Annotated in this window: 24 protein-coding genes and 1 pseudogene; 15 read left to right on the top strand and 10 right to left on the bottom strand. The window is 61.9% G+C overall.

Translation table 11 applies throughout. The features are described from left to right. From AC1D1P_RS02055 to AC1D1P_RS02075, 5 genes and pseudogenes are all read left to right on the top strand, one after another. Positions 1-325, top strand: a pseudogene (locus AC1D1P_RS02055) (cytochrome c oxidase subunit I); the annotation flags it as partial. Positions 326-346: 21 nt separating this feature from the next. Continuing rightward, a complete protein-coding gene (locus AC1D1P_RS02060; protein WP_411883660.1) occupies positions 347-460 on the top strand; it encodes a cytochrome oxidase small assembly protein in 114 nt (37 codons plus the stop codon). A gap of 40 nt (positions 461-500) precedes the next feature. Continuing rightward, positions 501-1,112 carry a cytochrome c oxidase assembly protein gene (locus AC1D1P_RS02065; protein ID WP_477666770.1) on the top strand — a complete coding sequence of 204 codons (612 nt, stop codon included), beginning with the start codon at positions 501-503 and terminating at the stop codon, positions 1,110-1,112. Further along, positions 1,109-1,318 carry a DUF2970 domain-containing protein gene (locus AC1D1P_RS02070; protein WP_477668302.1) on the top strand — a complete coding sequence of 70 codons (210 nt, stop codon included), beginning with the start codon at positions 1,109-1,111 and terminating at the stop codon, positions 1,316-1,318. The genes AC1D1P_RS02065 and AC1D1P_RS02070 overlap by 4 nt, the downstream gene beginning before the upstream one ends. Before the next feature lie 79 nt (positions 1,319-1,397). Next, positions 1,398-2,315, top strand: coding sequence for a cytochrome c oxidase subunit 3 (locus tag AC1D1P_RS02075; RefSeq protein ID WP_477671940.1), 918 nt, complete (start codon positions 1,398-1,400; stop codon positions 2,313-2,315). A gap of 83 nt (positions 2,316-2,398) precedes the next feature. Here the strand turns inward: AC1D1P_RS02075 and AC1D1P_RS02080 are convergent, their stop codons facing one another. Next, positions 2,399-2,638, bottom strand: a complete 240-nt coding sequence (locus AC1D1P_RS02080; protein ID WP_457282216.1) for a twin transmembrane helix small protein — start codon at positions 2,636-2,638, stop codon at positions 2,399-2,401. Positions 2,639-2,656: 18 nt separating this feature from the next. Here AC1D1P_RS02080 and AC1D1P_RS02085 point away from each other — a divergent pair, with 18 nt between their 5' ends. The 5 genes from AC1D1P_RS02085 (at position 2,657) to AC1D1P_RS02105 (ending at position 6,993) form a co-directional block, all read left to right on the top strand. Then, positions 2,657-3,409, top strand: a complete 753-nt coding sequence (locus AC1D1P_RS02085; RefSeq protein ID WP_477668301.1) for an SURF1 family protein — start codon at positions 2,657-2,659, stop codon at positions 3,407-3,409. Positions 3,410-3,510: 101 nt separating this feature from the next. Next, positions 3,511-4,143, top strand: a complete 633-nt coding sequence (locus AC1D1P_RS02090) for a hypothetical protein (RefSeq protein ID WP_477668917.1) — start codon at positions 3,511-3,513, stop codon at positions 4,141-4,143. A 141-nt stretch (positions 4,144-4,284) separates the two neighbouring features. Further along, positions 4,285-5,418 carry a COX15/CtaA family protein gene (locus AC1D1P_RS02095; protein ID WP_477671941.1) on the top strand — a complete coding sequence of 378 codons (1,134 nt, stop codon included), beginning with the start codon at positions 4,285-4,287 and terminating at the stop codon, positions 5,416-5,418. 9 nt (positions 5,419-5,427) lie between these two features. Then, positions 5,428-6,345 (top strand): heme o synthase, encoded by a 918-nt coding sequence (gene cyoE, locus AC1D1P_RS02100; protein WP_477671942.1) that lies wholly within the window; start codon positions 5,428-5,430, stop codon positions 6,343-6,345. 9 nt (positions 6,346-6,354) lie between these two features. Further along, positions 6,355-6,993, top strand: coding sequence for an SCO family protein (locus AC1D1P_RS02105; protein ID WP_477668298.1), 639 nt, complete (start codon positions 6,355-6,357; stop codon positions 6,991-6,993). A gap of 90 nt (positions 6,994-7,083) precedes the next feature. Here AC1D1P_RS02105 and rpoH read toward each other — a convergent pair whose 3' ends face one another. The 8 genes from rpoH to AC1D1P_RS02145 form a co-directional block, all read right to left on the bottom strand. Beyond that, positions 7,084-8,013 carry an RNA polymerase sigma factor RpoH gene (gene rpoH / locus AC1D1P_RS02110; RefSeq protein WP_477668916.1) on the bottom strand — a complete coding sequence of 310 codons (930 nt, stop codon included), beginning with the start codon at positions 8,011-8,013 and terminating at the stop codon, positions 7,084-7,086. Positions 8,014-8,469: 456 nt separating this feature from the next. Next, a complete protein-coding gene (locus tag AC1D1P_RS02115; RefSeq protein ID WP_457282211.1) occupies positions 8,470-8,763 on the bottom strand; it encodes a hypothetical protein in 294 nt (97 codons plus the stop codon). A 69-nt stretch (positions 8,764-8,832) separates the two neighbouring features. Beyond that, positions 8,833-9,297 (bottom strand): Mpo1 family 2-hydroxy fatty acid dioxygenase, encoded by a 465-nt coding sequence (locus AC1D1P_RS02120; RefSeq protein ID WP_477668297.1) that lies wholly within the window; start codon positions 9,295-9,297, stop codon positions 8,833-8,835. 136 nt (positions 9,298-9,433) lie between these two features. Beyond that, entirely contained in the window at positions 9,434-10,408 is a 975-nt protein-coding gene (locus AC1D1P_RS02125) for a Bug family tripartite tricarboxylate transporter substrate binding protein (protein WP_477668296.1), read from the bottom strand. Positions 10,409-10,434: 26 nt separating this feature from the next. Next, the gene (locus tag AC1D1P_RS02130) at positions 10,435-11,445 is read right to left on the bottom strand and encodes an Ldh family oxidoreductase (protein WP_477671943.1); all 1,011 of its coding nucleotides are present in this window, start codon (positions 11,443-11,445) and stop codon (positions 10,435-10,437) included. Then, the gene (locus AC1D1P_RS02135) at positions 11,445-12,371 is read right to left on the bottom strand and encodes a hydroxyacid dehydrogenase (protein ID WP_477671944.1); all 927 of its coding nucleotides are present in this window, start codon (positions 12,369-12,371) and stop codon (positions 11,445-11,447) included. Before AC1D1P_RS02135 ends, AC1D1P_RS02130 begins: the two co-directional genes overlap by 1 nt. Before the next feature lie 12 nt (positions 12,372-12,383). Beyond that, positions 12,384-13,559, bottom strand: coding sequence for a UxaA family hydrolase (locus AC1D1P_RS02140; protein ID WP_477671945.1), 1,176 nt, complete (start codon positions 13,557-13,559; stop codon positions 12,384-12,386). 111 nt (positions 13,560-13,670) lie between these two features. Continuing rightward, a complete protein-coding gene (locus AC1D1P_RS02145) occupies positions 13,671-13,952 on the bottom strand; it encodes a UxaA family hydrolase (protein WP_007862870.1) in 282 nt (93 codons plus the stop codon). 110 nt (positions 13,953-14,062) lie between these two features. On the opposite strand from AC1D1P_RS02145, the gene AC1D1P_RS02150 reads away from it, so the two are divergent. The 3 genes from AC1D1P_RS02150 to AC1D1P_RS02160 are packed head-to-tail and all read left to right on the top strand — an operon-like array spanning position 14,063 to position 16,710. Further along, entirely contained in the window at positions 14,063-14,863 is an 801-nt protein-coding gene (locus AC1D1P_RS02150) for a GntR family transcriptional regulator (protein ID WP_477671946.1), read from the top strand. A gap of 2 nt (positions 14,864-14,865) precedes the next feature. Beyond that, positions 14,866-15,690 (top strand): inositol monophosphatase family protein, encoded by an 825-nt coding sequence (locus AC1D1P_RS02155; protein ID WP_477668291.1) that lies wholly within the window; start codon positions 14,866-14,868, stop codon positions 15,688-15,690. Between the two features lie 6 nt (positions 15,691-15,696). Further along, positions 15,697-16,710, top strand: coding sequence for a YeiH family protein (locus AC1D1P_RS02160; RefSeq protein WP_477671947.1), 1,014 nt, complete (start codon positions 15,697-15,699; stop codon positions 16,708-16,710). A 24-nt stretch (positions 16,711-16,734) separates the two neighbouring features. Here AC1D1P_RS02160 and ftsY read toward each other — a convergent pair whose 3' ends face one another. Next, the gene (ftsY, locus tag AC1D1P_RS02165; RefSeq protein ID WP_477671948.1) at positions 16,735-17,862 is read right to left on the bottom strand and encodes a signal recognition particle-docking protein FtsY; all 1,128 of its coding nucleotides are present in this window, start codon (positions 17,860-17,862) and stop codon (positions 16,735-16,737) included. 73 nt (positions 17,863-17,935) lie between these two features. Here ftsY and AC1D1P_RS02170 point away from each other — a divergent pair, with 73 nt between their 5' ends. Together AC1D1P_RS02170 and AC1D1P_RS02175 are read left to right on the top strand one after the other, a co-directional pair. Then, a complete protein-coding gene (locus AC1D1P_RS02170) occupies positions 17,936-19,411 on the top strand; it encodes a M16 family metallopeptidase (protein ID WP_477668288.1) in 1,476 nt (491 codons plus the stop codon). Positions 19,412-19,445: 34 nt separating this feature from the next. Next, positions 19,446-20,846 (top strand): M16 family metallopeptidase, encoded by a 1,401-nt coding sequence (locus AC1D1P_RS02175; protein WP_477671949.1) that lies wholly within the window; start codon positions 19,446-19,448, stop codon positions 20,844-20,846. The last annotated feature ends 10 nt before the right edge of the window (positions 20,847-20,856 follow it).

The following is a 20,856-nucleotide window of genomic DNA, read 5'->3' on the forward strand; positions in this document are numbered from 1 at the left end:
CAACGTGACCTTCTTCCCGATGCACTTCCTGGGCCTGGCCGGCATGCCGCGCCGCTATGCCGACTACCCCATGCAGTTCGCGGATTTCAATGCCGTGGCCAGCGTGGGCGCGTTCTTCTTCGGATTTGCCCAGCTGTACTTCTTCCTGTTCATTGTGGTTCCCACGATGCGCGGCAAGGGCGCACCTGCCAGGCAGAATCCCTGGGTGGACGAAGGCGGCAAGGGCGCCGAAGGTCTCGAGTGGGAAGTCCCATCGCCTGCACCTTTCCACACCTATGAAACACCGCCCAAGCTGGATGCCTCGGCAACCCGCGTGATCGGCTGATTGAACTCAACGGTAATCGCCATGACGACACCCGAACAAAAGAAGAGCAACCTGAAGCTGGCGCTGATCCTGGCTTCGGTCGCGCTGGTCTTTTTTGCCGGCTTCATGGCCAAGATGATTTTCCTGAGCCATTGAGCAGCCAGGTCGACCTCAGTCTCAAACCAGTACCGATGTGATGCGGCTCAAGCGCGAAAACTTCAACATGATGGGCAAGCTGGCCGTGATCGTGCTCGGCATGTTCGGCTTCGGTTATGCGCTGGTGCCCATCTACAAGGCGATTTGCGAGATGACCGGCATCAACGTGCTGGCCCTGTCCGACCGCCAGATCCCTGGTGCGACGCCCAATTTGCCGGCCAATACGCAGGTAGACCGCACGCGCACCATCACGGTTGAGTTTGATGCGAACACGCGCGGCCCCTGGCATTTCAAGCCCGCGCAGAACACGCTGCAGGTTCACCCGGGCGAGCTGACCACTGTGATGTACGAATTCCAGAATGTGCAGGACCGAACCATGTCCGCCCAGGCCATCCCCAGCTACGCTCCCGCGCAGGCCGGTGCGCATTTCAACAAGCTTGAGTGCTTCTGCTTCAGCCAGTACACCCTGGCGCCCGGTGAGAAAAAGCAGTGGCCCGTGGCCTTCGTGATCGACCCGAAACTGTCGAAAGACGTGAGCACGATCACGCTGTCCTACACYTTCTTTGAAGTGGGCGGCAAGACGCCGGCTGCGCCCGTCACGCCCAAGGCAACGACTGCCGCCGTRCCACCTGAAAAACAGGCAGGCGCATGAGCATGGCCGCAACCCCCCGCAAACCCTCTTTTTGGCGCACGGTCAAGGCTGTGGCCTGGTCCTTTGTAGGCCTGCGTGCACGCGGCGACTACGAAGAAGACGTGAGGAATTTGAGCCCTCTCCACATCATTGTGGTCGGGCTGATTGCCGTGGTCGTGTTTGTCGCAGTCCTGGTGCTGCTGGCGAAGTGGATGGTCGCGCGCTAAAGCGCGGCATCCTCACAATGCCCCACGGTACAAGTTAAAAGATTATTTGGAAATTCGAGAGAAAAACAGGAGTCGAGCGATGTCATCAGCAACCCACGGGTCAACCCCCCACTACTTCGTCCCCAGCCCATCGAGCCATCCGGTGATGGCATCTATCGGCCTGTTTTTTGYCATCTTGGGCGCCGGCCAGTGGATCAATGGCGCCGACTGGGGCAAATGGTCGTTGGCCTTCGGTATGGTGTGGTGGTTGGTCACGTTGTTCCGCTGGTTCAGCCAGTCCATCGCCGAAAGCGAAGGCGGCATGTACGGCCGCAAGATCGACATGTCCTTCCGCTGGAGCATGAGCTGGTTTATTTTCTCGGAAGTGATGTTCTTCGGTGCCTTCTTCACCGCGCTGTGGTGGGCCCGCTCGCACTCCTTGCCCGCACTGGGTAGCCTGGAAAACGCGTTGCTCTGGCCTGATTTCAAGGCGGCATGGCCGTCTATCGTGCCCGGCGCCACGACATCGCCCGCCGACATCGTCGAAGCATTCACGGCCATGAAGCCGCTGGCAATTGGCGGCGGCATCTGGGCTAGCATCATGGGCTCCCTGCCAACGGTCAATACGGCACTGCTGCTGAGCTCCGGTGTCACCATCACCATCGCCCACCACGCGCTGATTGAAGGCAAGCGTGCCCGCACCATCGCCTTCATGTGGGCGACGGTTGCGCTCGGCGTGGTCTTCCTGTTCGTGCAGGGCTATGAGTACTTTCATGCGTACCACGAGATGAACCTGAAGCTGTCTTCGGGCGTCTACGGCTCGACCTTCTTCCTGCTCACGGGCTTTCATGGCTTTCACGTGTTTGTCGGCATGCTGATGCTGCTGTTCATCACGCTGCGCCTGCACAAAGGCCATTTCACCCCTGAAAAGCATTTCGGCTTTGAAGGCGCTGCCTGGTACTGGCACTTTGTGGATGTGGTGTGGCTGGGCCTCTACATCCTGGTGTACTGGTTGTAAGGGAACCAACAGCGGCTCAGGCCGCTCAACCAAAGGCCGCTTGATGCGGCCTTTGTTCTTTATTCCGCCACTCAGAGTGGCTGTTATTTACCAGCAGGGATGCCGGTGGGCTGGATATAACCAAGCTTCCACGCAATCAGAATGCAAACAAACAGCAACACMGAAAACCCGATACGGAACGCCAGTGCGCGCGCCATGTTGCTGTTTTTGCGTTTGCTGCTTTCGGCGCCTTCACTGCCCTTGCCGCCCCTGAGCATGAAAAACAGTGCGGAGGCCAGGCTGGCAAAAATGGCGATAAACGCCAGTGCGATCAGGTAAGTCATGAACAGGATTATCGGCTCATGACAAGTGCTTTGCACTCCCCTCGCTTCTGGATTCTCACGGTGGCCGCACTGGTGGTGGCCGGCACAACCTTTTCGCTGGGCCAATGGCAGCTGCGCCGCGCCGCGCAAAAGGAAGCATTGCAGGCAGCTGTCGATTCCAAAGGTGGGCTTCCCGCGCTGGATGTGCGTTCGCTGCTTGCCAGCCAGCGCCTCGCTGATGACATTCACCGGCCAGCCATCCTCAAGGGAAGCTGGCGCGCCGAGCACACGGTGTATCTCGACAACAGGCCCATGAGCGGCAAGACGGGTTTTTTGGTGGTGACGCCGCTGGTGCTGGAGGGCAGCCCGCAGGCCATCCTGGTGCAGCGTGGCTGGGTACCGCGCAACTTTGCCGACCGTACACGCCTTCCGGAGGTCACCACCCCGCCAGGCATCGTGACAGTTGAGGGCCGTATGGCCCCGCCGCCTTCCAGGCTCTATGAGTTCCAGGGTGCCGAGGGTGGGCGCATACGGCAAAATCTCGACTTGCCTGCTTTCCGGGCGCAAACCGGCCTGCCGCTGCTGGATGTCTCACTGCTGCAGACCGGTGCGCCCAGCGAAGGCCTGCTGCGTGAGTGGGCCGCGCCCAACCTGGGCGTGGACAAGCACTACGGTTATGCCTTCCAGTGGTTCGGCCTTTGCGGTCTGGTGGTTCTTTTGTATGGCTGGTTTCAGCTGGTCCTTCCTTTTCGTACCCACATGCGCGGCAAACGCCGCGATCAATTGCCGTGACAAACGATACGCCTGCTACCCCTCATACCCCTGATACTCCTCCCGTCCACGCTGCTGCAGCCGGACTGCAAGACCAGCCCCTGGGTCTGACCGTGCATGCCATGCCTGTGCTGGATCAGTCCAGTACGCGCGCGCCCAGCACCGTGGCAGGCCGCTGGAAAATGCTGGCCGTGCTGTTGGTGTGCGCGGCGCCGGTCATCGCGTCTTACGTCACCTACTACCTGATCCGGCCCGAAGGCCGCCGCAACTTTGGTGAGTTGATTGACCCGCAGCGACCCTTGCCGCCGCTGGCCACTCGCTCGCTGGACGGCCGCGCCGGCACGCTGACGGCACTGAAGGACCAGTGGCTGCTCATCAGTGTGGCCGGCGGCGCCTGCGGTGCGCGGTGCGAGCAGAACCTGTATTTCCAGCGCCAGCTGCGCGAGTCCCTCGGCAAGGAAAAAGAGCGCCTGGACCGCGTCTGGCTGGTGGTGGACGAAGCGCCGGTGCGTGATGCCTTGCTCCCCGCGCTGGCTTCGTCGGCGGTGCTGCGTGTGGCGCCAGCTGAACTCGCGAAGTGGCTGGAGCCCGCTGCGGGCCAGCGGCTGGAGGATCATCTCTATCTGGTCGACCCCATCGGCAACTGGATGATGCGTTTCCCGGCCGACATGGACGTCGCCGCCGCCGCCAAGGCCAAGCGCGATCTGGAGCGCCTGCTGCGTGCCTCGAGCAGCTGGGACAAAGAAGGCCGGTGAATATGGCCCCCACGCTTTTCACTTCGTGTAATGCGCTGCCCCCCGAGGGGGTCGCCCGCCTGTGGCCCGGCAAAGCCGGTTCCACGGCTCATGCTGGCCTGAAATCCCGGTGCGCATAGCAGTGAGTGGTTGGCTTTAAACATGACTCCACAAAACCTCTACGACCTGAGCCCCGCCCTGCGCCTGATGATCATGGGGCTGGTGGTGGCGCTGGGGCCTCTGGCCTGGGTTTGGGTGCACAACAAGAATGCGCCGGTGGCGCAGCGTTTGCGGGTGCTGACGCTGGTGACACTGTTCCTCACGTTTGATCTGGTGATCTTCGGCGCGTTCACGCGGCTCACTGACTCCGGTCTGGGATGCCCCGACTGGCCTGGTTGTTACGGCAGCGCGAGTCCGGTTGGCGCGCAGATGCACATCGAAGCTGCGCGGACTGCGATGCCGACCGGCCCAGTCACGCATTCCAAGGCCTGGATCGAGATGATCCACCGCTATCTGGCGACCGGCGTTGGCGTGCTTATTCTTACGCTCGCGGTGACAAGCTGGCTGGAGCGCAAGCGCACACCTGTCTCATTTTGGTGGCCTGCTGTCACACTGATCTGGGTGTGCCTGCAGGGCGCGTTCGGCGCGCTCACCGTGACCATGAAGTTGTTTCCGGCCATCGTCACGCTGCACTTGCTGGGGGGCTTGGTGTTGTTGGCCTTGTTGCGTGCGCAGGCTGTGCGGTATGCGCAGGTGCACGGCGCCAACGCTACGACGCTTTCTGCCGGCTTGCGCCTTGCCGTGATCGCTGCCTTCGCCTTGTTCTGGGTGCAAATTGCCCTGGGTGGCTGGGTCAGCACCAACTATGCCGTGCTGGCCTGCACAGATTTTCCGGGTTGCCAAGGTTCACTCTGGCCGGCCATGGACTTTCGCCAGGGCTTCACGCTGTGGCGCGAACTCGGTGCGGGCCATGACGGCGCCAATATCAGCTTTGAGGCGCTCACCGCCATTCACTATGTGCACCGCCTGGTGGCCTATCTCGTGTTTGCCGTATTCCTCGTCCTCGCCTTTTGCCTGCACCGCATGTCCGCGTATCGCTTGTCCGCGCGATGGTTGGCCGGGCTCATCCTGCTGCAGGCTGTCACGGGCATCAGCAACGCCGTACTGGGCTGGCCCCTGTTCGCTGCGGTCATGCATACCGGCGGTGCGGCAGCCCTCGTCATTGTGCTCAGCGGCGTGGTCTTTTCCAGCCGCAGCGGGACCTTCGCAGCACATGCGTCAAAATTGAATGCCTAGCGACTTCCCATGAACCCCAGTACTCCCTCCGCCGCTCCGGCTTCTGCCTCGCCCCGCGCCTCTTCCAGGTTCGCGCAGTTCTATGCGCTGACCAAGCCGCGCGTTGTGCAGCTCATTGTGTTTTGCGCATTGATCGGCATGGTGCTGGCCGTTCCCGGTATTCCGTCGTGGCCGGATGTCCGGCTCGCGCTGATCGCCTGCGCCGGCATCTGGCTGGTTGCAGGGGCTGCCGCCGCCTTCAACTGCCTGGTCGAGCAGCAAATCGACTCGCGCATGCGGCGCACCGCCTGGCGGCCCACCGCCAAGGGCGAGCTCAGCAATTCGCTCACGCTGTCTTTTTCGGCCGCATTGTGCGCGCTTGGTTCGTGGATTCTTTATGCATGGGTGAACCCGCTSACCATGTGGCTGACYTTYGCSACCTTCATCGGCTACGCGGTGGTCTACACCGTSATCCTSAARCCGMTGACGCCGCAGAACATCGTGATYGGCGGTGCTTCAGGCGCCATGCCGCCGGTGCTGGGCTGGGCTGCCATGACGGGGTCGGTCGGCCCGGAGGCGCTGATTCTTTTTCTCATTATTTTTCTCTGGACACCGCCGCACTTTTGGGCGCTGGCACTCTACCGCGTGGAAGACTACCGCAAGTCCGGCCTGCCCATGCTGCCCGTTACCCACGGCAATGAGTTCACTCGGCTGCAGGTGTTTCTCTACACGCTGGTGTTGTTCCCCGCCTGCCTGATGCCCTTCATTTTCAAGATGAGCGGCTGGCCCTACCTCGTTGTCGCTGTCGCGCTCAGCATCGGCTTCAGCTGGTATGGCTTTCGCCTGTGGCGCAACTACTCCGACGCGCTGGCACGCAAGACATTCCGGTTTTCACTGATTCATCTCTCGGTGCTGTTCGCAGCGCTGCTGCTTGACCACTATCTTTAGGCTCCCACCATGAAGTCCCACCGCACGCCGCAGGCTGCCTCACCCGTTCGACGATCTGCTATTAAAACAATAGCTGCTTGCGCACTTGCAGTGGGCGCTGCAGGCATTTTTACTGCATGCGCACCGGACAAACCGCAGTTCAAGAGCATTGACCTCACCGGCGCCGACTACGCGCAGGGCTTCACGCTGGCCGACCACAATGGCCAAGCGCGCACGCTGAAAGACTTTGCCGGCAAGGTGGTCGTGGTGTTCTTCGGCTTCACGCAATGCCCCGACGTTTGCCCGACCTCCATGGCCGAGTTGGCGCAGGTCAAGAAGCTGCTGGGCGCTGATGGCGACAAGCTGCAGGCAATCTTCATCACGGTCGACCCGGAGCGCGATACGCCCGAACTGCTCAAGGCCTACATGGGCAATTTCGACCCGACCTTTGTGGCGCTGCGGCCCACACTGGACCAGCTGCCCCAGGTCGCCAAGGACTTCAAGGTGTATTACAAAAAGGTCGATGGCAAGACACCCGGCAGCTACACCATGGACCATTCCGCCGGCAGCTATATCTTCGACGGCCAGGGGCGCATCCGCCTGTACAACCGCTACGGTAGCGGCGCTGAGGCGCTGGCGTCCGACATTCGCCTGCTGCTCAAATCCTGAGTCGATCCGTCCCGCAGCGTTGCGACCGGAAAAGAAAGAAGCCCGCACATTGCTGTGCGGGCTTTCTTTTAAAACGCGTACCTGCAGGTATTAAGCGTAGGCGGCCAGCACCTTCTTCATTTTCTTCATGGCTGCCACTTCGATCTGGCGAATCCGTTCGGCGCTTACCTTGTACTCGTCGGCCAGGTCGTGCAGCGTCATGCCGCCTGACCCGTCGTCGTTCACCTTGAGCCAGCGCTCTTCTACAATGCGGCGCGACCGTGGGTCGAGATCTTCCAGCGCTGCGGTGATGCCGTCTGAAGCCAGGTTGTCACGCTGGCGCGACTCCATCAGTGCCGTCGGTTCCTGGGTCGCGTCGGCCAGGTAGGCGATCGGGCCAAAGGCGTCTTCGCCGTCGTCGCTCGGGCTTGGGTCCAGCAGCACGTCGCCGCCCGACATACGCTGCTCCATCTCGATGACTTCCTCACGCTTGACGTTCAGCGTCTTGGCCATCGAATCGATCTGGCCTTCGGTCAGCGTGTCGCGGTGTGTCGCCACGTCGGCGTCGTCCTTGAAACCCTGCTTCATCGAGCGCAGGTTGAAAAACAGCTTGCGCTGGGCCTTGGTCGTCGCGACCTTGACCATGCGCCAGTTTTTCAGGATGTACTCATGGATCTCGGCCTTGATCCAGTGCATGGCATAGCTCACCAGGCGCACGTTCTGGTCCGGGTCGAAGCGTTTGACTGCCTTCATCAGGCCGATGTTGCCTTCCTGGATCAGGTCGCCGTGCGGCAGCCCATAACCCAGGTATTTGCGCGAAATCGAGACCACCAGGCGCAAGTGAGAGAGCACTAACTTACCGGCAGCGTCGAGATCGTTGTTTTCCTTGAGATTTTTGGCAAATTCCTGCTCCTGCTCCAGGGTGAGCATGGGGAGACGGTTTACGGCGGAAATATAAGCGTCCAGGTTGCCCAGCGGGGGCACCAGCGACCAGGGGTTGACGGCTGTGGACGCGCCCGATTTCGGCACGACAGCGGTCAGGGAAGCGGGGGAAAGAGCATAAGACACAGCAAGACTCCTTTCGTCTGGTGCTAAATATTAGCACTCTGTTGGAGAGAGTGCTAAGCAATAGGTTCAATGACTCGGATAGCGCAAGGCTAATAAGTGAAAACCCTTGGTATGAGCCGCATTGTGGGCCATTGGTTCAGGGGGATTGGTTTCTRCCTTGTAAATGCGCGGTATCGATTTGTATGGATGCCGCCGTTATCCCAAAGTGGGTACGGCCGCTATCTATTTGATAGCTCCTTGCGCCCGTGTGTATTGGGCTGAAGCCATATTTGACAACGAATTCAAACGGGCTGTGCGCCAGTTTTTTTGCCAATTCCGGAGAGTAAATTTGGCCTTTTATCCAAGCTGGACGGGCGCAAGCAGCTATGAATTTAGTAGCAAATCCATGGTTTTCAGCCGCCAGCCAGCCCAAATCCGAACTCGCAGGTATTACGGCAGGCGCTTGTCGTCACGCACTTCGCGGACTTCGACGTCCACCACGTCGCCGGCACGGGGGCTGGCCGGGTTGCCTTGGGCGGCCCCACCCGGCCACATGCCTTGGGGCGAATAGCGCTGGAAGCGGCCAAACACCATCGCCGGCGCCGGCTTGCGGCCGGTGACGAGCGACTTCAGGAGGCTCAGCGCCACGACAATCAGGGCCGCGACCAGCAGGCTGACGGCAAACACCGCCGCGAAGATGCCAAACAGGAGCTTGAGGAAGAAACGCAGAATTTTGCTGATCAAGCGAGGTACCCGTGAAAAGAATTAAACCTCCAAGATGGAGGCCGCCCGGGTGTTTTCAAGCTGGATGAATCACCAGCGTATACCCAGCTTGCCAAACAGCTTGCTCAGCACAAACAGCGGCCCGACCCAGAGGTACTGGATGTCTTCAAAGAAAGAAGGCTTTTTCCCCTCGATCTTGTGGCCGATGAATTGCAGGATCCAGGCGCCCACAAAAATGCCGACACAGATCGGCAATACCAATGGTCCCATGGCGAACACCAGGCCCAGAAACAGCACCGACCAGACCGCCATGGTCATAAAGAACATCGCCGACAAGCGCGCGTAGTAGACCATGCTGGCCGCGACAAACACATACGCGACATAGGGGTGAAGCGCAAACAGCATGCCGACCAGGCTCAGCATGATGAGCGGGATGGCAATGAAATGGATCAGTTCGTTGCGCGGGTTCTGGTGGCTTTCGCCGTAGTGCACCAGCAGCTGGTCAACCTTGCGTGGCCCGGTAACGGTAACGGGAATATCCGCTATGTCGTTCATGTATGTCTCCAGTGGCGGGGATCGCCTCTGGGCGGATTTTCCGCCAGGCCACCAGAACCGGAGTGGTGTTTTACAAAGCGTAACGCAGACCGCGAGCGGCCTGCGGACTTTGTGCTTAACCGGGTGTGCTTGCCGATCAGGTCGGTGTGATTTTCGCGGTCTTGATAATCCGGCTCCAGCGGTCTATTTCGCTTTTCAGGAAGCGGCCGAACTCTTCTGAACCCTTTTGTGAGACACGAAAACCTTGCTGCTTGGCGCGCTCTTCCACGTCAGCGCTGTACATGATCTTGATGATCTCGCGCGAGTATCTGTCGACAATGTCATCCGGCGTCTTGGCCGGGAGCATGGCCCCTGTCCAGTTCTCGACAAAGAGGCCAGTCATACCGGCCTCGAAAGCAGTCGGGACATCAGGCACCCCCGGGTGCCGGCCCAGGCTGCAGATCGCGATCGCGCGCAGTTTTCCACCTTTGACGTGAGCGATCGATTCCGGATAGTTGGAAAAAATCACGTCCAGCTGGCCACCGATCAGGTCGACCATCGAGGGCGCGCCGCCGCGGTAGGGCACATGGATCATCTTCGTTTTGTTCAACTCGCAGAACAAAGCCATGGTCAGGTGTGCCGGAGTACCGTTGCCGCTCGAGCCCGCGCTCAGCTGCTTGGTTTTGGACACGGCCATCAGGTCCTTGAAGTCCTTGATGGGACTGGCGGCGGGAACCACGACCAGCATCGGCGAATTGGCCATCAGGGCGACCGGGCGCAGGTCTTTGGTGAAGCTGTAAGCCGCATTCGGATACAGGGATACGTTTGCGGCATGTGTCAACGTGATGGCCAGCAGCGTATTGCCGTCGGGCGCCGATTTGGCGACCTGCTCGGCGCCGATCTGCGCGTTCCCGCCAGCCTTGTTTTCGACAATCACGGGAGTCTTCCACGCCTCGGACAGCTTTTGGGCGACCGTGCGGGCCATCATGTCGGTCAGGCCGCCGGGCGTGAACGGGACCACATATTTGATGGTGCTGCCTGGTTTGGGAAAGGTCTGCTGGGCCAGCCCCAGACCCGGAATGCCCGTCAGGGCTGCACCTGTTGATGCCAATACGATGTCACGACGTTTCATGCCTACTCCTCTTGATTGAATAACTGTTAACCCACTAACTGATCCAACTGCGATTTGAGTGCGTCGGGAATACTGAGTCCCGCTTGTAGTGCTTTCGTTTCGAGTGCGATGCGCCGCGCACCTGCCAGACGTACACCTTCGTCCAGCAGCATTTCGGCGATCACAGTTTCCATGCGTTCAAAGTAAGTGTCTGTGCCTGCAAGCGCGCCCGGGTCGATCAGGATGAAAGCCTGGCCGATTCGCGGCTGATTTCCTTCATCCACAAAAAACGATGATGCCTCAAAAGCAAACTGCGCGCCAATCACGGCTGTCACCAGCAGCTCAACCATCAATKCCAGCATGGAACCTTTGGGGCTGCTCACGGCACCCAGCGGCAGCATGGAGCCCTCCAGAGCCGCGTGTGCGTCCGTTGTGGGCCGGCCTTGCGTGTCCAGCGCCCAGCCCAGCGGAATGGATTTGCCTTCCTTGGCTGCAACCATCACTTTGCCGCGCGCAACTTCGCTCAGAGACAGGTCAATCAACAGTGGATCGGCGTTTCTGCGGGGAAACGCGGCAGCAATCGGGTTGGTTCCAAAGATCGGGTGCTTGCCGCCTGCCGCGGGCATGGCCGCCGGTGCGTTCGCAAAACCAAGGCCTACCAGGCCCGCATCGGTTGCGGGGCGCAGATGATCCACCAATACCCCGCAATGGTGGCTGTTGATCACGCCGACAAAACACACGCCCAGTTCCCGGGCGGTTGCAATCGCTGTGGAGATCGCCAGATCGCAGGCGGGGAAGGCCAGGCCCTGTTTTGCATCCACCAGCACTGCCGCACCTTTTTTGTGCGCCACGATGGCGACGGCATGGCCATCGGCCCGGCCGTTGCGAAGATGGGTGGCATATTGCGGCACGCGGCTCAAGCCATGCGAAGCGAGCCCTTGCGCTTCGGCGCGAACCAGTGCTCTCGCGGTGGTGACCGCCATGGCCTCTGCCGCGCCCGCCTTGCGCAGCGCCAGCGTGGCAAGACGTGTTGCTTCCTCAATAGACAGTTGGATCATTACTTCAGGCTCTCCAGCACCTTGTCAGCGATCATGAACGATACGCGTTCATTTGACTGCATGCTGAGACCTGAAATGTGTGGTGTAAGCAACAGATTGGGGCAGCCTTGCAACGCCGCACTCACGGGCAGAGGCTCGACGTCGAATACATCGATGGCCGCACCGCCCAGTTGCCCCGACCGCAGTGCCGCACTGACTGCCGCGATGTCCACGATGTGGCCCCGCGAGGTATTGATCAGAACTGCGCCTTTTTTCATCTGGCCAATGCGTGCCGCGCTGAACAGCCCGCGCGTCGCATCCACCAGGGGCACATGCAATGTGACGGCATCTGCGCTGCTGATGAGGTCGTCAAGGCCGGCGTACTGCACACCGGTCTGCGCGAAAACCGGGGCATCGGGTGCAAGCGCGGGGTCATAGGCAATCACGTGCATGCCCAGGCCACGTGCCAGGCGCGCGGTGGTCTGGCCTATGGAGCCAAAACCGATGATGCCCAACGTTTGTCCGGCAGCTTCACGGCCGTTGCTCAGCGCAGCGCGCGGCCACTGGCCGGCTGCCACGGCTTCGGTGGATGCAAACGCACCGCGCAGCAGCAGCATGGTACTGGCCACGACGTATTCCGCCACGCTGAGTGCATTGGCGCCCGAAGCGGGAATGACCTTGATGCCCCGGGCTTCGCAGGCCGGCACGTCAATGTTGTCCAGCCCCACGCCGAGCCGGCCCACCACCTTGCAGCGGGCCATCGCGGCGAGCAGCTCGCCACGCACCTGCGTCAGGTTGCGCACGATCAACACATCGGCTTCGCCCGCCTCGGCCCGCAGGCGGGTGGCGTCGCCCACCAGCTGCGGGTCATAGAGCACGTCGTGTGCCGCTTCAAGCTGCGCCACAGCGCGCTCGTCCATGAATTCACAGATGACAATGCGCGCCATGCTTGCCTTACCTCAAGCGGATTCGAACAGGCGCGTCAAGACGAACTCGCGGTGGCCCAGCGCTTCTGCGGCGGTCAGGCGGCCGTTGGCGGTGCGCAGCATGTTCTCCAGCAGCTTGTCGCCGGCCTGGTCGAGCGTGATCTCGCGCTGCAGCAGCCCGGAGGTGTCCACGTCGATGTGTTCGCTCATCAGGCGCACGGTGCGCGGGTTCGAGCAGATCTTGATCACGGGGACAATCGCATTGCCGATCACGTTGCCCTGGCCGGTGGGGAAGAAGTGCACGGCGTAACCCGAGGCGGCGCACAGGGTCACCATTTCGGCCGCAGCACTGGACGAGTCCATGAACCACAGGCCCGGGTGCGTGGGCATCTCGGCCTTGTCGATGACGCCGTCGACCGTGCAGACCTTGCCGATCTTCTGGATATTGCCCAGCGCTTTTTCCTCGATGGTCGTGAGGCCGCCGGCGATGTTGCCTTTGGTGGGCTGCGAGTCCGACAGGTCGCTGGTCTTGTGGCGGTTGATCATGTCCTGGTAGCGGTTGAACATGAACATGAACTGGTCGCGCACGGCATCGGTGGCACAACGGTCGGCGACGATTTTTTCACCGCCGGTGATCTCGGAGGTTTCACCGAAGCACAGGTAGTTGCCGAGCGGGTGCAGCTTGTCGAAGGCGTTGCCGACGGTGGGATTGGCGCCGCAGCCGGACGTGGTGTCGGACTCGCCGCACTTGGTGGAGACCCAGAGTTCGGAGATGCCGCAGATCTCGCGCTGTTTTTCACTGGYCCATTGCACATACTCACGCGCCGCTTTGGAGGCCTTCATGATGGTCTCATGGTCGCCGTGGCCTTCAATGCCGAAGCCCACCACCGGTTTGCCGGTTTTGGCGATGCCGTCCACCACTTTTTTGGTCCAGCTGTCTTCAATGCCGATCACCACGACGGCGGCRACATTGGGGTTGCAGCCGGCACCGATCAGGGTGCGAAAGTGCAGCTCCAGGTCGGCACCGAATTGCAGCCGCCCATAGGGGTGCGGAATCGCCATGCAGCCCTTGATGTTGTGGGCCACCGCCTCGGCGGCTGCATTGGAAAGATCGTCCAGCGGCAGGATGATGACGTGGTTGCGCACGCCAACGCGGCCGTTTTCGCGGCGGTAGCCCAGAAATGTGGTGTTTTTATCGATGACTGACATTGCTATGTTCCTAGATGAGTTGTTTGTTCCAGCAATCGACGTGGATCTGGCTTCGCCAGGCCACAGGCGATGCCCCCTCGGGGGGAGGCGGCCGCAGGCTGCTTCGGGGGGTTACCACCTCTTTGTTTTGATGTTATGGACATGGGCGTGCTGGCCGGCCTTGATGTTGGCAACAACCTTGCCCATGTCGATRCCGTACTTCAGCACGGTGTCGCCGACAGCCATGTCCTTGAGGGCCACTTTGTGCCCGATGGGAATGTCCTGCTGGGCCTGCACATTGATCATGCGGTCTTCGTCCATGATCCAGCCGGTCATGGCAGTTCCTGCCTTCACACCTTCCACCACCACAACGGCCACGGTGTCTTTGGCGTCATGCAATACAAAATGAATCATGGGGTCTCCGAATGGCCTGAGTTGAATCGAGTTGCCAGTTTTATGGGCCGGCAACCGCTTGTCAATTCACTCATATATATGACTTGTACGACTCGCCCGTTGGTGTTTCAATGGCGGCCGTGAATGTCAAAAACACATCGGCTCCATTGCGTCCGTTGATGAGCGAAGAGGCCATGCCGCTCTACCGCCAGGTGAAGCGCGAGCTGCAAAAACTCATCGAGGCCGGGCATTACGGCCCGGGTAAACCCTTGCCCAGCGAGGCGAATATTGCCGCGAGCCTGCAGGTGAGCATTGGCACCCTGCGTCATGCCGTTGACGAACTGGTACACGAGCATGTGCTGGTGCGCCGGCAGGGCAAGGGAACTTTTGTGGCGCCGCACAACAATGCCCGCTTCATGTTCCAGTTTTTTCACGTGGAGCCGCACTGGAACTTCGGTGACGACGATGCGGCGCGGGACCGCGACTACCCGGAAATTGACTGCATCGCTTTTGGGCGCGAGCGGGCCACGGAGCAGGAGGCCGCTGCATTGCGCATCAAGATGGGTGAGCCCGTGTTCAGGGCGGAAAACCGCCTCGCCCTGCAGGGCAGGGTGGTCATGCATGACCGGCTGACCATTGCGGCGGCGCTGTTCCGCAACCTCACCGAAAAACGTTTTGTCGAAAGGCCCGGCACGATCTATGCCCTGTACCAGACAGACTTCGGCATCACCGTGCTGCGGGCACAGGAACGTGCACGCGCCGCGGCGGCCGACCGGACCCAGGCGCGCCTGCTGGGGCTGGCGGTGGGCTCTCCGGTGATGGAGGTGCACCGGCTGGCCCTGACGTTCGGCGACAAGCCCGTGGAATACCGGGTCTCCACCATCAATACCCAGGCGCATGACTATGTCAGTGTGCTGTCCAAGAAAGCATGAACATGGACCTTGTTGTGGTGCTGGAGAAAGCCCGGCTCGCGGGCATGGAGGCTGCCGTCCGCATCCGGAAGGCGCATGTAGAACTGCAACCGGTGGATGTCCGCCAGAAGGCCCCCGGTGACTGGGTCACGCGCTTTGACCGCGAAGTGGAAGAGGGCTTGCGCAGCGCGCTGCTGAAGGTCTTGCCGCAGAGCGGCTTTGTCGGTGAAGAAAGCGGCGGCGAATTGACGGAGCAGCCCACCTGGCTGGTTGACCCGATTGATGGCACGGCAAACTTTGCCCGCGGCTACCCCCAGTACGCGGTATCGATTGCACTGTGTTTGGACCGGCAGCCGGTGCTGGGCGTGATCGTGGATCCGTCCCGCCACGAAATTTTTACTGCGGCATCGGGTCTGGGTGCATACCTGAATGGGGAGCGCCTGGCCTGTGCTGCCGCGCGCCCTGCTGCGCAATGCCTGGTTTCGACGGTGTTTCCCAAACCGGGTGCGCCTTTCATGGACGACTACCTGCGTGAATTTGGTGATGTACTGAGAACGTTTGGGCAGGTTCGGCGAAGCGGCTCCATGGCGCTGGAACTGGCTTATGTGGCGGCCGGGCGGGCCGATGCCTTCTGGGAACGCGGCATGGGCGCGTGGGACGCTGCGGCCGGGTTGGTGCTGCTGCGCGAGGCCGGCGCCACGATGCGATCCCTGGACGGCTTGCCCTTGCTGCAAAGCCGGATGCTGGTGGCGGGAAGCCCTACCGGTGCGGCGCTACTGGAAAAAGTTCTCACGCATTACCCCGGTGGTCCAAATCCTCCGTCCCATTCATCCAACAAGTCTGTCTGATATCCCATGATTTTTAAATGGCGCATGGCGCTGGCGTCCCACTTTCCAGGCGTGCTGGTGTGCATGGTGATTGCACTGGCCGCGACTTTCATCTCCGAGCACTATGGCGGCCCCCAACTGCTCTATGCCTTGCTGATCGGCCTGGCGTTCCACTTTCTCAACAGCCACCCCAAGGCGGCCAAGGGCATTGGTTTTTGCGGCCGCGTGGTGCTGCGCGTGGGGGTCGCGCTGCTGGGCGCCCGCATCACGTTTGCGCAAGTGGCCCAACTGGGCGCCGGAACCGCCGTGGTCATCGTGCTGGCGGTTGTATTGACGATTTTGCTGGGCGTGCTGCTGGCGCGCTGGCTGAAGTGTTCGCGTGATGAAGGCCTGCTGTCGGGCAGCGCGGTGGCCATCTGCGGTGCGTCGGCGGCGCTGGCCGTGTCTTCCGTGCTGCCCCAGACGAAAGAAAACGAACGCTTCACACTTCTGGCTGTTGTCGGTGTCACGGTGCTGTCAACGCTGGCGATGGTGGTCTACCCTTTCAGCCTGCAGGCCATCGGGCTCTTGCCGGGGCAGGCCGGTATTGTGCTGGGAGGCTCGATTCACGATGTCGCGCAGGTGGTGGCGGCCGGCATGATGCTCGGCCCGCAGGCGGGTGACACGGCCACCGTGGTCAAGCTGTTTCGCGTCATGATGCTGATGCCCATCGTGCTGTTCATTGCGGTGCTGTACCGCAACCATCCGGCCGTCAAGGTGCCGGAAACAGAGGTGCCGCTGGTGCCGGGCTTCCTGATTGCTTTTGTCGTGCTGGTCATGCTGGCCAGTGCAGGGCTGATCGCAGCACCCGTGGTTCAGCTGGCCAGTGATACATCGCGCTGGATGCTGGTAACGGCCATTGCCGCTGCGGGTGTGAAGACCAGTTTTGAAGACTTGCTCAAGCTGGGCTGGAAGCCCGTGGCGCTGCTGCTGGCGGAGACCGTTTTTATCGTGACCTTTGTGGTGATCTCGGTGCTGCTGCTAAAGCTCGGGGTGCCCTGAGCGGCAAGCGGCGAATCTGCTGGTTCAGCCCAGCAATGCCTGCGCGAACTCACGCGCATTAAAGGTTTCCAGGTCTTCCAGCTGCTCGCCCACGCCGATGAAATACACCGACACCGGGCGCAGCGCGGGTGAGGCCAGGGCACGTTCACGGGCCCACAGCGCAATCGCAGCCAGAACGCCGCCCTTGGCTGTGCCGTCCAGCTTGGTCACGATGAGACCGGTCAGCTGCAGCGTGTCATCGAAGGCCTTGACCTGGGCGAGGGCGTTTTGCCCGGTGTTGCCGTCAATGACCAGCAACACCTCGTGGGGTGCGGCGGCATCCGCCTTCTGCACTACGCGCTTGATCTTGCGCAGCTCTTCCATCAGGTGCAACTGCGTCGGCAGGCGGCCGGCCGTGTCGACCAGCACCACATCTTTGCCGCGCGCCTTGCCCGCGCTCACGGCGTCAAAACTCACGGCAGCCGGGTCGCCGCCTTCCTGGCTCACGATCTCGACCGTATTGCGGTCAGCCCAGACGCTGAGCTGTTCGCGCGCCGCGGCGCGAAAGGTGTCGGCCGCTGCCAGCAGCACCGAGGCGCCTTCGGTGGCCAGGTGCCGCGTGAGTTTGCCGATGGACGTGGTCTTTCCGGCACCGTTGACGCCGGTCACCATGATCACGGTGGGCTGGTACTGGCCGATCACCAGCGGCTGCTCCAGCGGCTTGAGCAGCTGCGCGATCGAGTCCACCAAGGCATTCTTGACGGCGACGGGGTGTGTCATGCCGCCTTCCTTGACGCGGCGTTTGACATCGGCCAGCAGGTGTTCGGTTGCCTTGCTGCCGGCGTCCGCCATCAATAACGCGGTCTCCAGGTCTTCATAAAGCGCATCGTCGATGCGGCTGCCGGTGAACACGGTCGATATGCTGGAGCCGGTCTTGCGCAGCCCGGCCTGCAGCTTGCCGAGCCAGCGCTCCCGCTCCGGGGCCACGGCGCCGGGAACCGGGATGGTGATCGGGGTGACCAGCGCACTGCCGATCAGGCCACTGCCCGCAGAGGCCGGCGAGGGTACGGGTGTCGCCGGTTCAGGGGCCGGTCCGGCCGGGACGGCTGCATCGGGCGCAGAAGACGCCGGTGCGGCAGGAGGGGGGGATTTTTTCTTGAAAAAACTGAACATTGGGTATGCTTGCGGAGTCCTAGTGGGCTGTTGCACCGTTGCGGGGCAACGTACAGCGCCACACAGCTATTCTATGAAACACCCCAGGCCAGCCCTTTTGACACCCCCAGTACCCCTATCTTCCATACTTCGCCCGTCGGCCGTGCGGCACCTGCCCGCGCTGGTGCTGGCACTGTGCCTGGGCACGGCCGCCCTTGCGCAGACGCCCGTGCCGGCCCCGGTGGAGCAGTTCACGCTGGCCAATGGCCTCACGGTCATCGTCAAGCCCGACCACCGCGCGCCCACCGTGGCCCACATGCTGTGGGTGCGCGTGGGCTCCATGGACGAGGTTGACGGCACGTCGGGCGTGGCCCATGTGCTGGAGCACATGATGTTCAAGGGAACGGCGAAGGTCAAGCCGGGTGAGTTTTCAAAACGCATAGCCGCCCTGGGCGGACGCGACAACGCGTTTACCGCCCGCGACAACACGGCCTACCACCAGCAAATTCCGGCCGGCAAGCTGGAGGACGTCATGCGCCTGGAGGCCGACCGCTTCACGGGTAACCAGTGGGCAGACGACGAGTTCAAGCGCGAGATCGAGGTCGTCAAGGAAGAGCGGCGCCTGCGCACCGAAGATTCGCCGCGCGCCATGCTGTATGAGCAGATGACTGCCATGACATTTACCGCCTCGCCTTACCGGCGCCCGGTGGTCGGCTGGATGAGCGACATTGCGGCCATGACGCCCGACGATGCGCGCGATTTTTACCGCCGCTGGTATGTGCCTGCCAATGCCGCCGTGGTCATTGCCGGTGATGTGGATGTCGCGCAGGTCAAAAAGCTGACCGAAAAATACTACGGCGGCATCCCCGCGCGCGCCGTCCCGGTGCGCAAGCCACGCGCTGAACCCCTGCAGGCCGGCGTGCGCCGTATGGACTTCAAGGCGCCGGCCAGCCAGGCCTATGTCAGCATGGTTTTCAAGGTGCCCAAGCTGGAGCCGGCAGACCTGGCCGCGCCGGCCGCCGGCGCCAGCCGCGACGCGCTGGCGCTGACGGTGCTGGCCGCCGTGCTGGACGGCTACACCGGCGCCCGGCTCGACCGCGCGCTGGTGCAGCAGTCCCGTGTGGCCGACAGCGCCGGTGCGTCCAATGGCCTGATGGGCCGGGGGCCGCAGGTTTTTTCGCTCGACGGCGTGCCCGCTGCCGGTAAAACCGCCCAGCAGGTGGCTGACGCGCTGCGCGAGCAGGTGGCCAAGGTGGCACGCGAGGGCGTGAGCGAGGCCGAGCTGAACCGCGTCAAGACGCAGTGGGTGGCCAGCGAGACCTACAAGCTCGACTCGGTCTTCAACCAGGCGCGCGAGCTCGGCTCGCACTGGGTGCAAGGCCTGCCGCTGGATGCCAGCGAACGCATCATTGCCGCCCTGCGTAGCATCACGGGCGCCGAGGTGCAGGCCGTGGCCGCGAAATATTTTGGTGACGACCAGATGACGATGGCAACGCTGTTGCCGCAGCCGCTGGACCCGAACCGCAAGCCGCGCCAGGGCACTGCGCCCGCCGGTGACCTGCAGCGTTGAACTGCCCTACTCATCCAGAATTGCTGACAACATCATGATTGCTATAAAAACAATAGCGGCTCGCGCAAGGTGTGTATGGGTTGCAGGCCTTTTTAGCTTGTTTTTTCACTCGCTGGCGCTGGCCGCACTGCCGATCCAGCACTGGACGCAACCCAATGGCGCCAAGGTTTACCTGGTCGAAAGCCCGGCGATTGCGATGCTGGACGTGCAGATCGATCTGGACGCCGGCAACCGGCGTGACCCTGCCGATAAGGCAGGCCTGGCCAGCATGATGGCCGGCCTGCTGGAAAAAGGGGTGCGTGCCAGCAATGGCTTGGGGCCTGAAGTTATTTGTGGAGGGCTGTGCGTTCCCGAGCCGGCGCTCGACGAAAACGCCCTCAGCGAAGCCTGGGCGGATCTGGGTGCGCAGTTCAATGCCGGCACCACGTCCGACCGCCTGAGCTTTTCACTGCGCACCCTGACCGACCCGGCGCTGCTGGACAAGGCCGCGGCGCTGGCTGCACGCGAGATCGCCGAGCCGGCTTTTCCCGAAGGTGTGTGGCAACGCGAGCGCGCACGCCTGCAGGCCTCGATCCGCGAGTCCTATACCCGCCCGGCCAGTGTTGCCGGCCGCGCCTACACACCGGCGATATACGGCACGCATCCCTATGGTTATGAAGTCACGGAAGAAAGCCTGGCGCGCATCAGCGTGGGCGACATGCGCGCCGCGCATACCACTGGCGTGACGGCTTGCCGCGCGCGCATCAGCATGGTGGGCGCCGTGACGCGCGCGCAGGCTGATGCCATCGCYGCAAAATTGCTSTCRCGCCTGCCGMAAACGGCTTGCGCCAGCCTGCCGCCATTGCCGGCMGTGGCCGAGGTCGCGCCGCTGGCCGCACCGGTTGAAAAACGCATCCCYTTYGCCTCGGCGCAGGCGCAGGTGCTGATCGGCCAGCCGGGTTACAAACGCTCGGACCCGGACTACTTTGCCCTGACGGTGGGCAATTACATCCTGGGCGGCGGTGGTTTTGTCTCGCGCCTGGCCAGTGAAGTGCGTGAAAAGCGCGGCCTGACATATGGCGTGTCGAGTTATTTCTCCCCCGCCCTGCATGCGGGCGCCTTCACCATCAGCATGCAGACCCGGCCTGACCAGGCTGCGCAGGCCGTGGACCTGGTGCGCAAAGTGGTGGCTGACTTTGTTGCCAACGGCCCGCTGGAGGCCGAACTCAAGGCGGCGAAGGACAACCTGGTCGGCGGCTTTGCCTTGCGCATCGACAGCAACCGCAAGCTCCTTGACAACGTGTCGAGCATTGCCTGGAACGACCTGCCCCTGAACTACCTCGATACCTGGACGCAGCAGGTCGACAAGGTCACGGTGGCCGATGTCAAGGCGGCTTTTGCACGCAAGCTGCAGCCCGAAAAAATGGTCACTGTTATCCTTGGCGCCGCACCATGAAGTACACGCC

This window comes from Polaromonas sp. P1_E1_2, assembly GCF_056406035.1.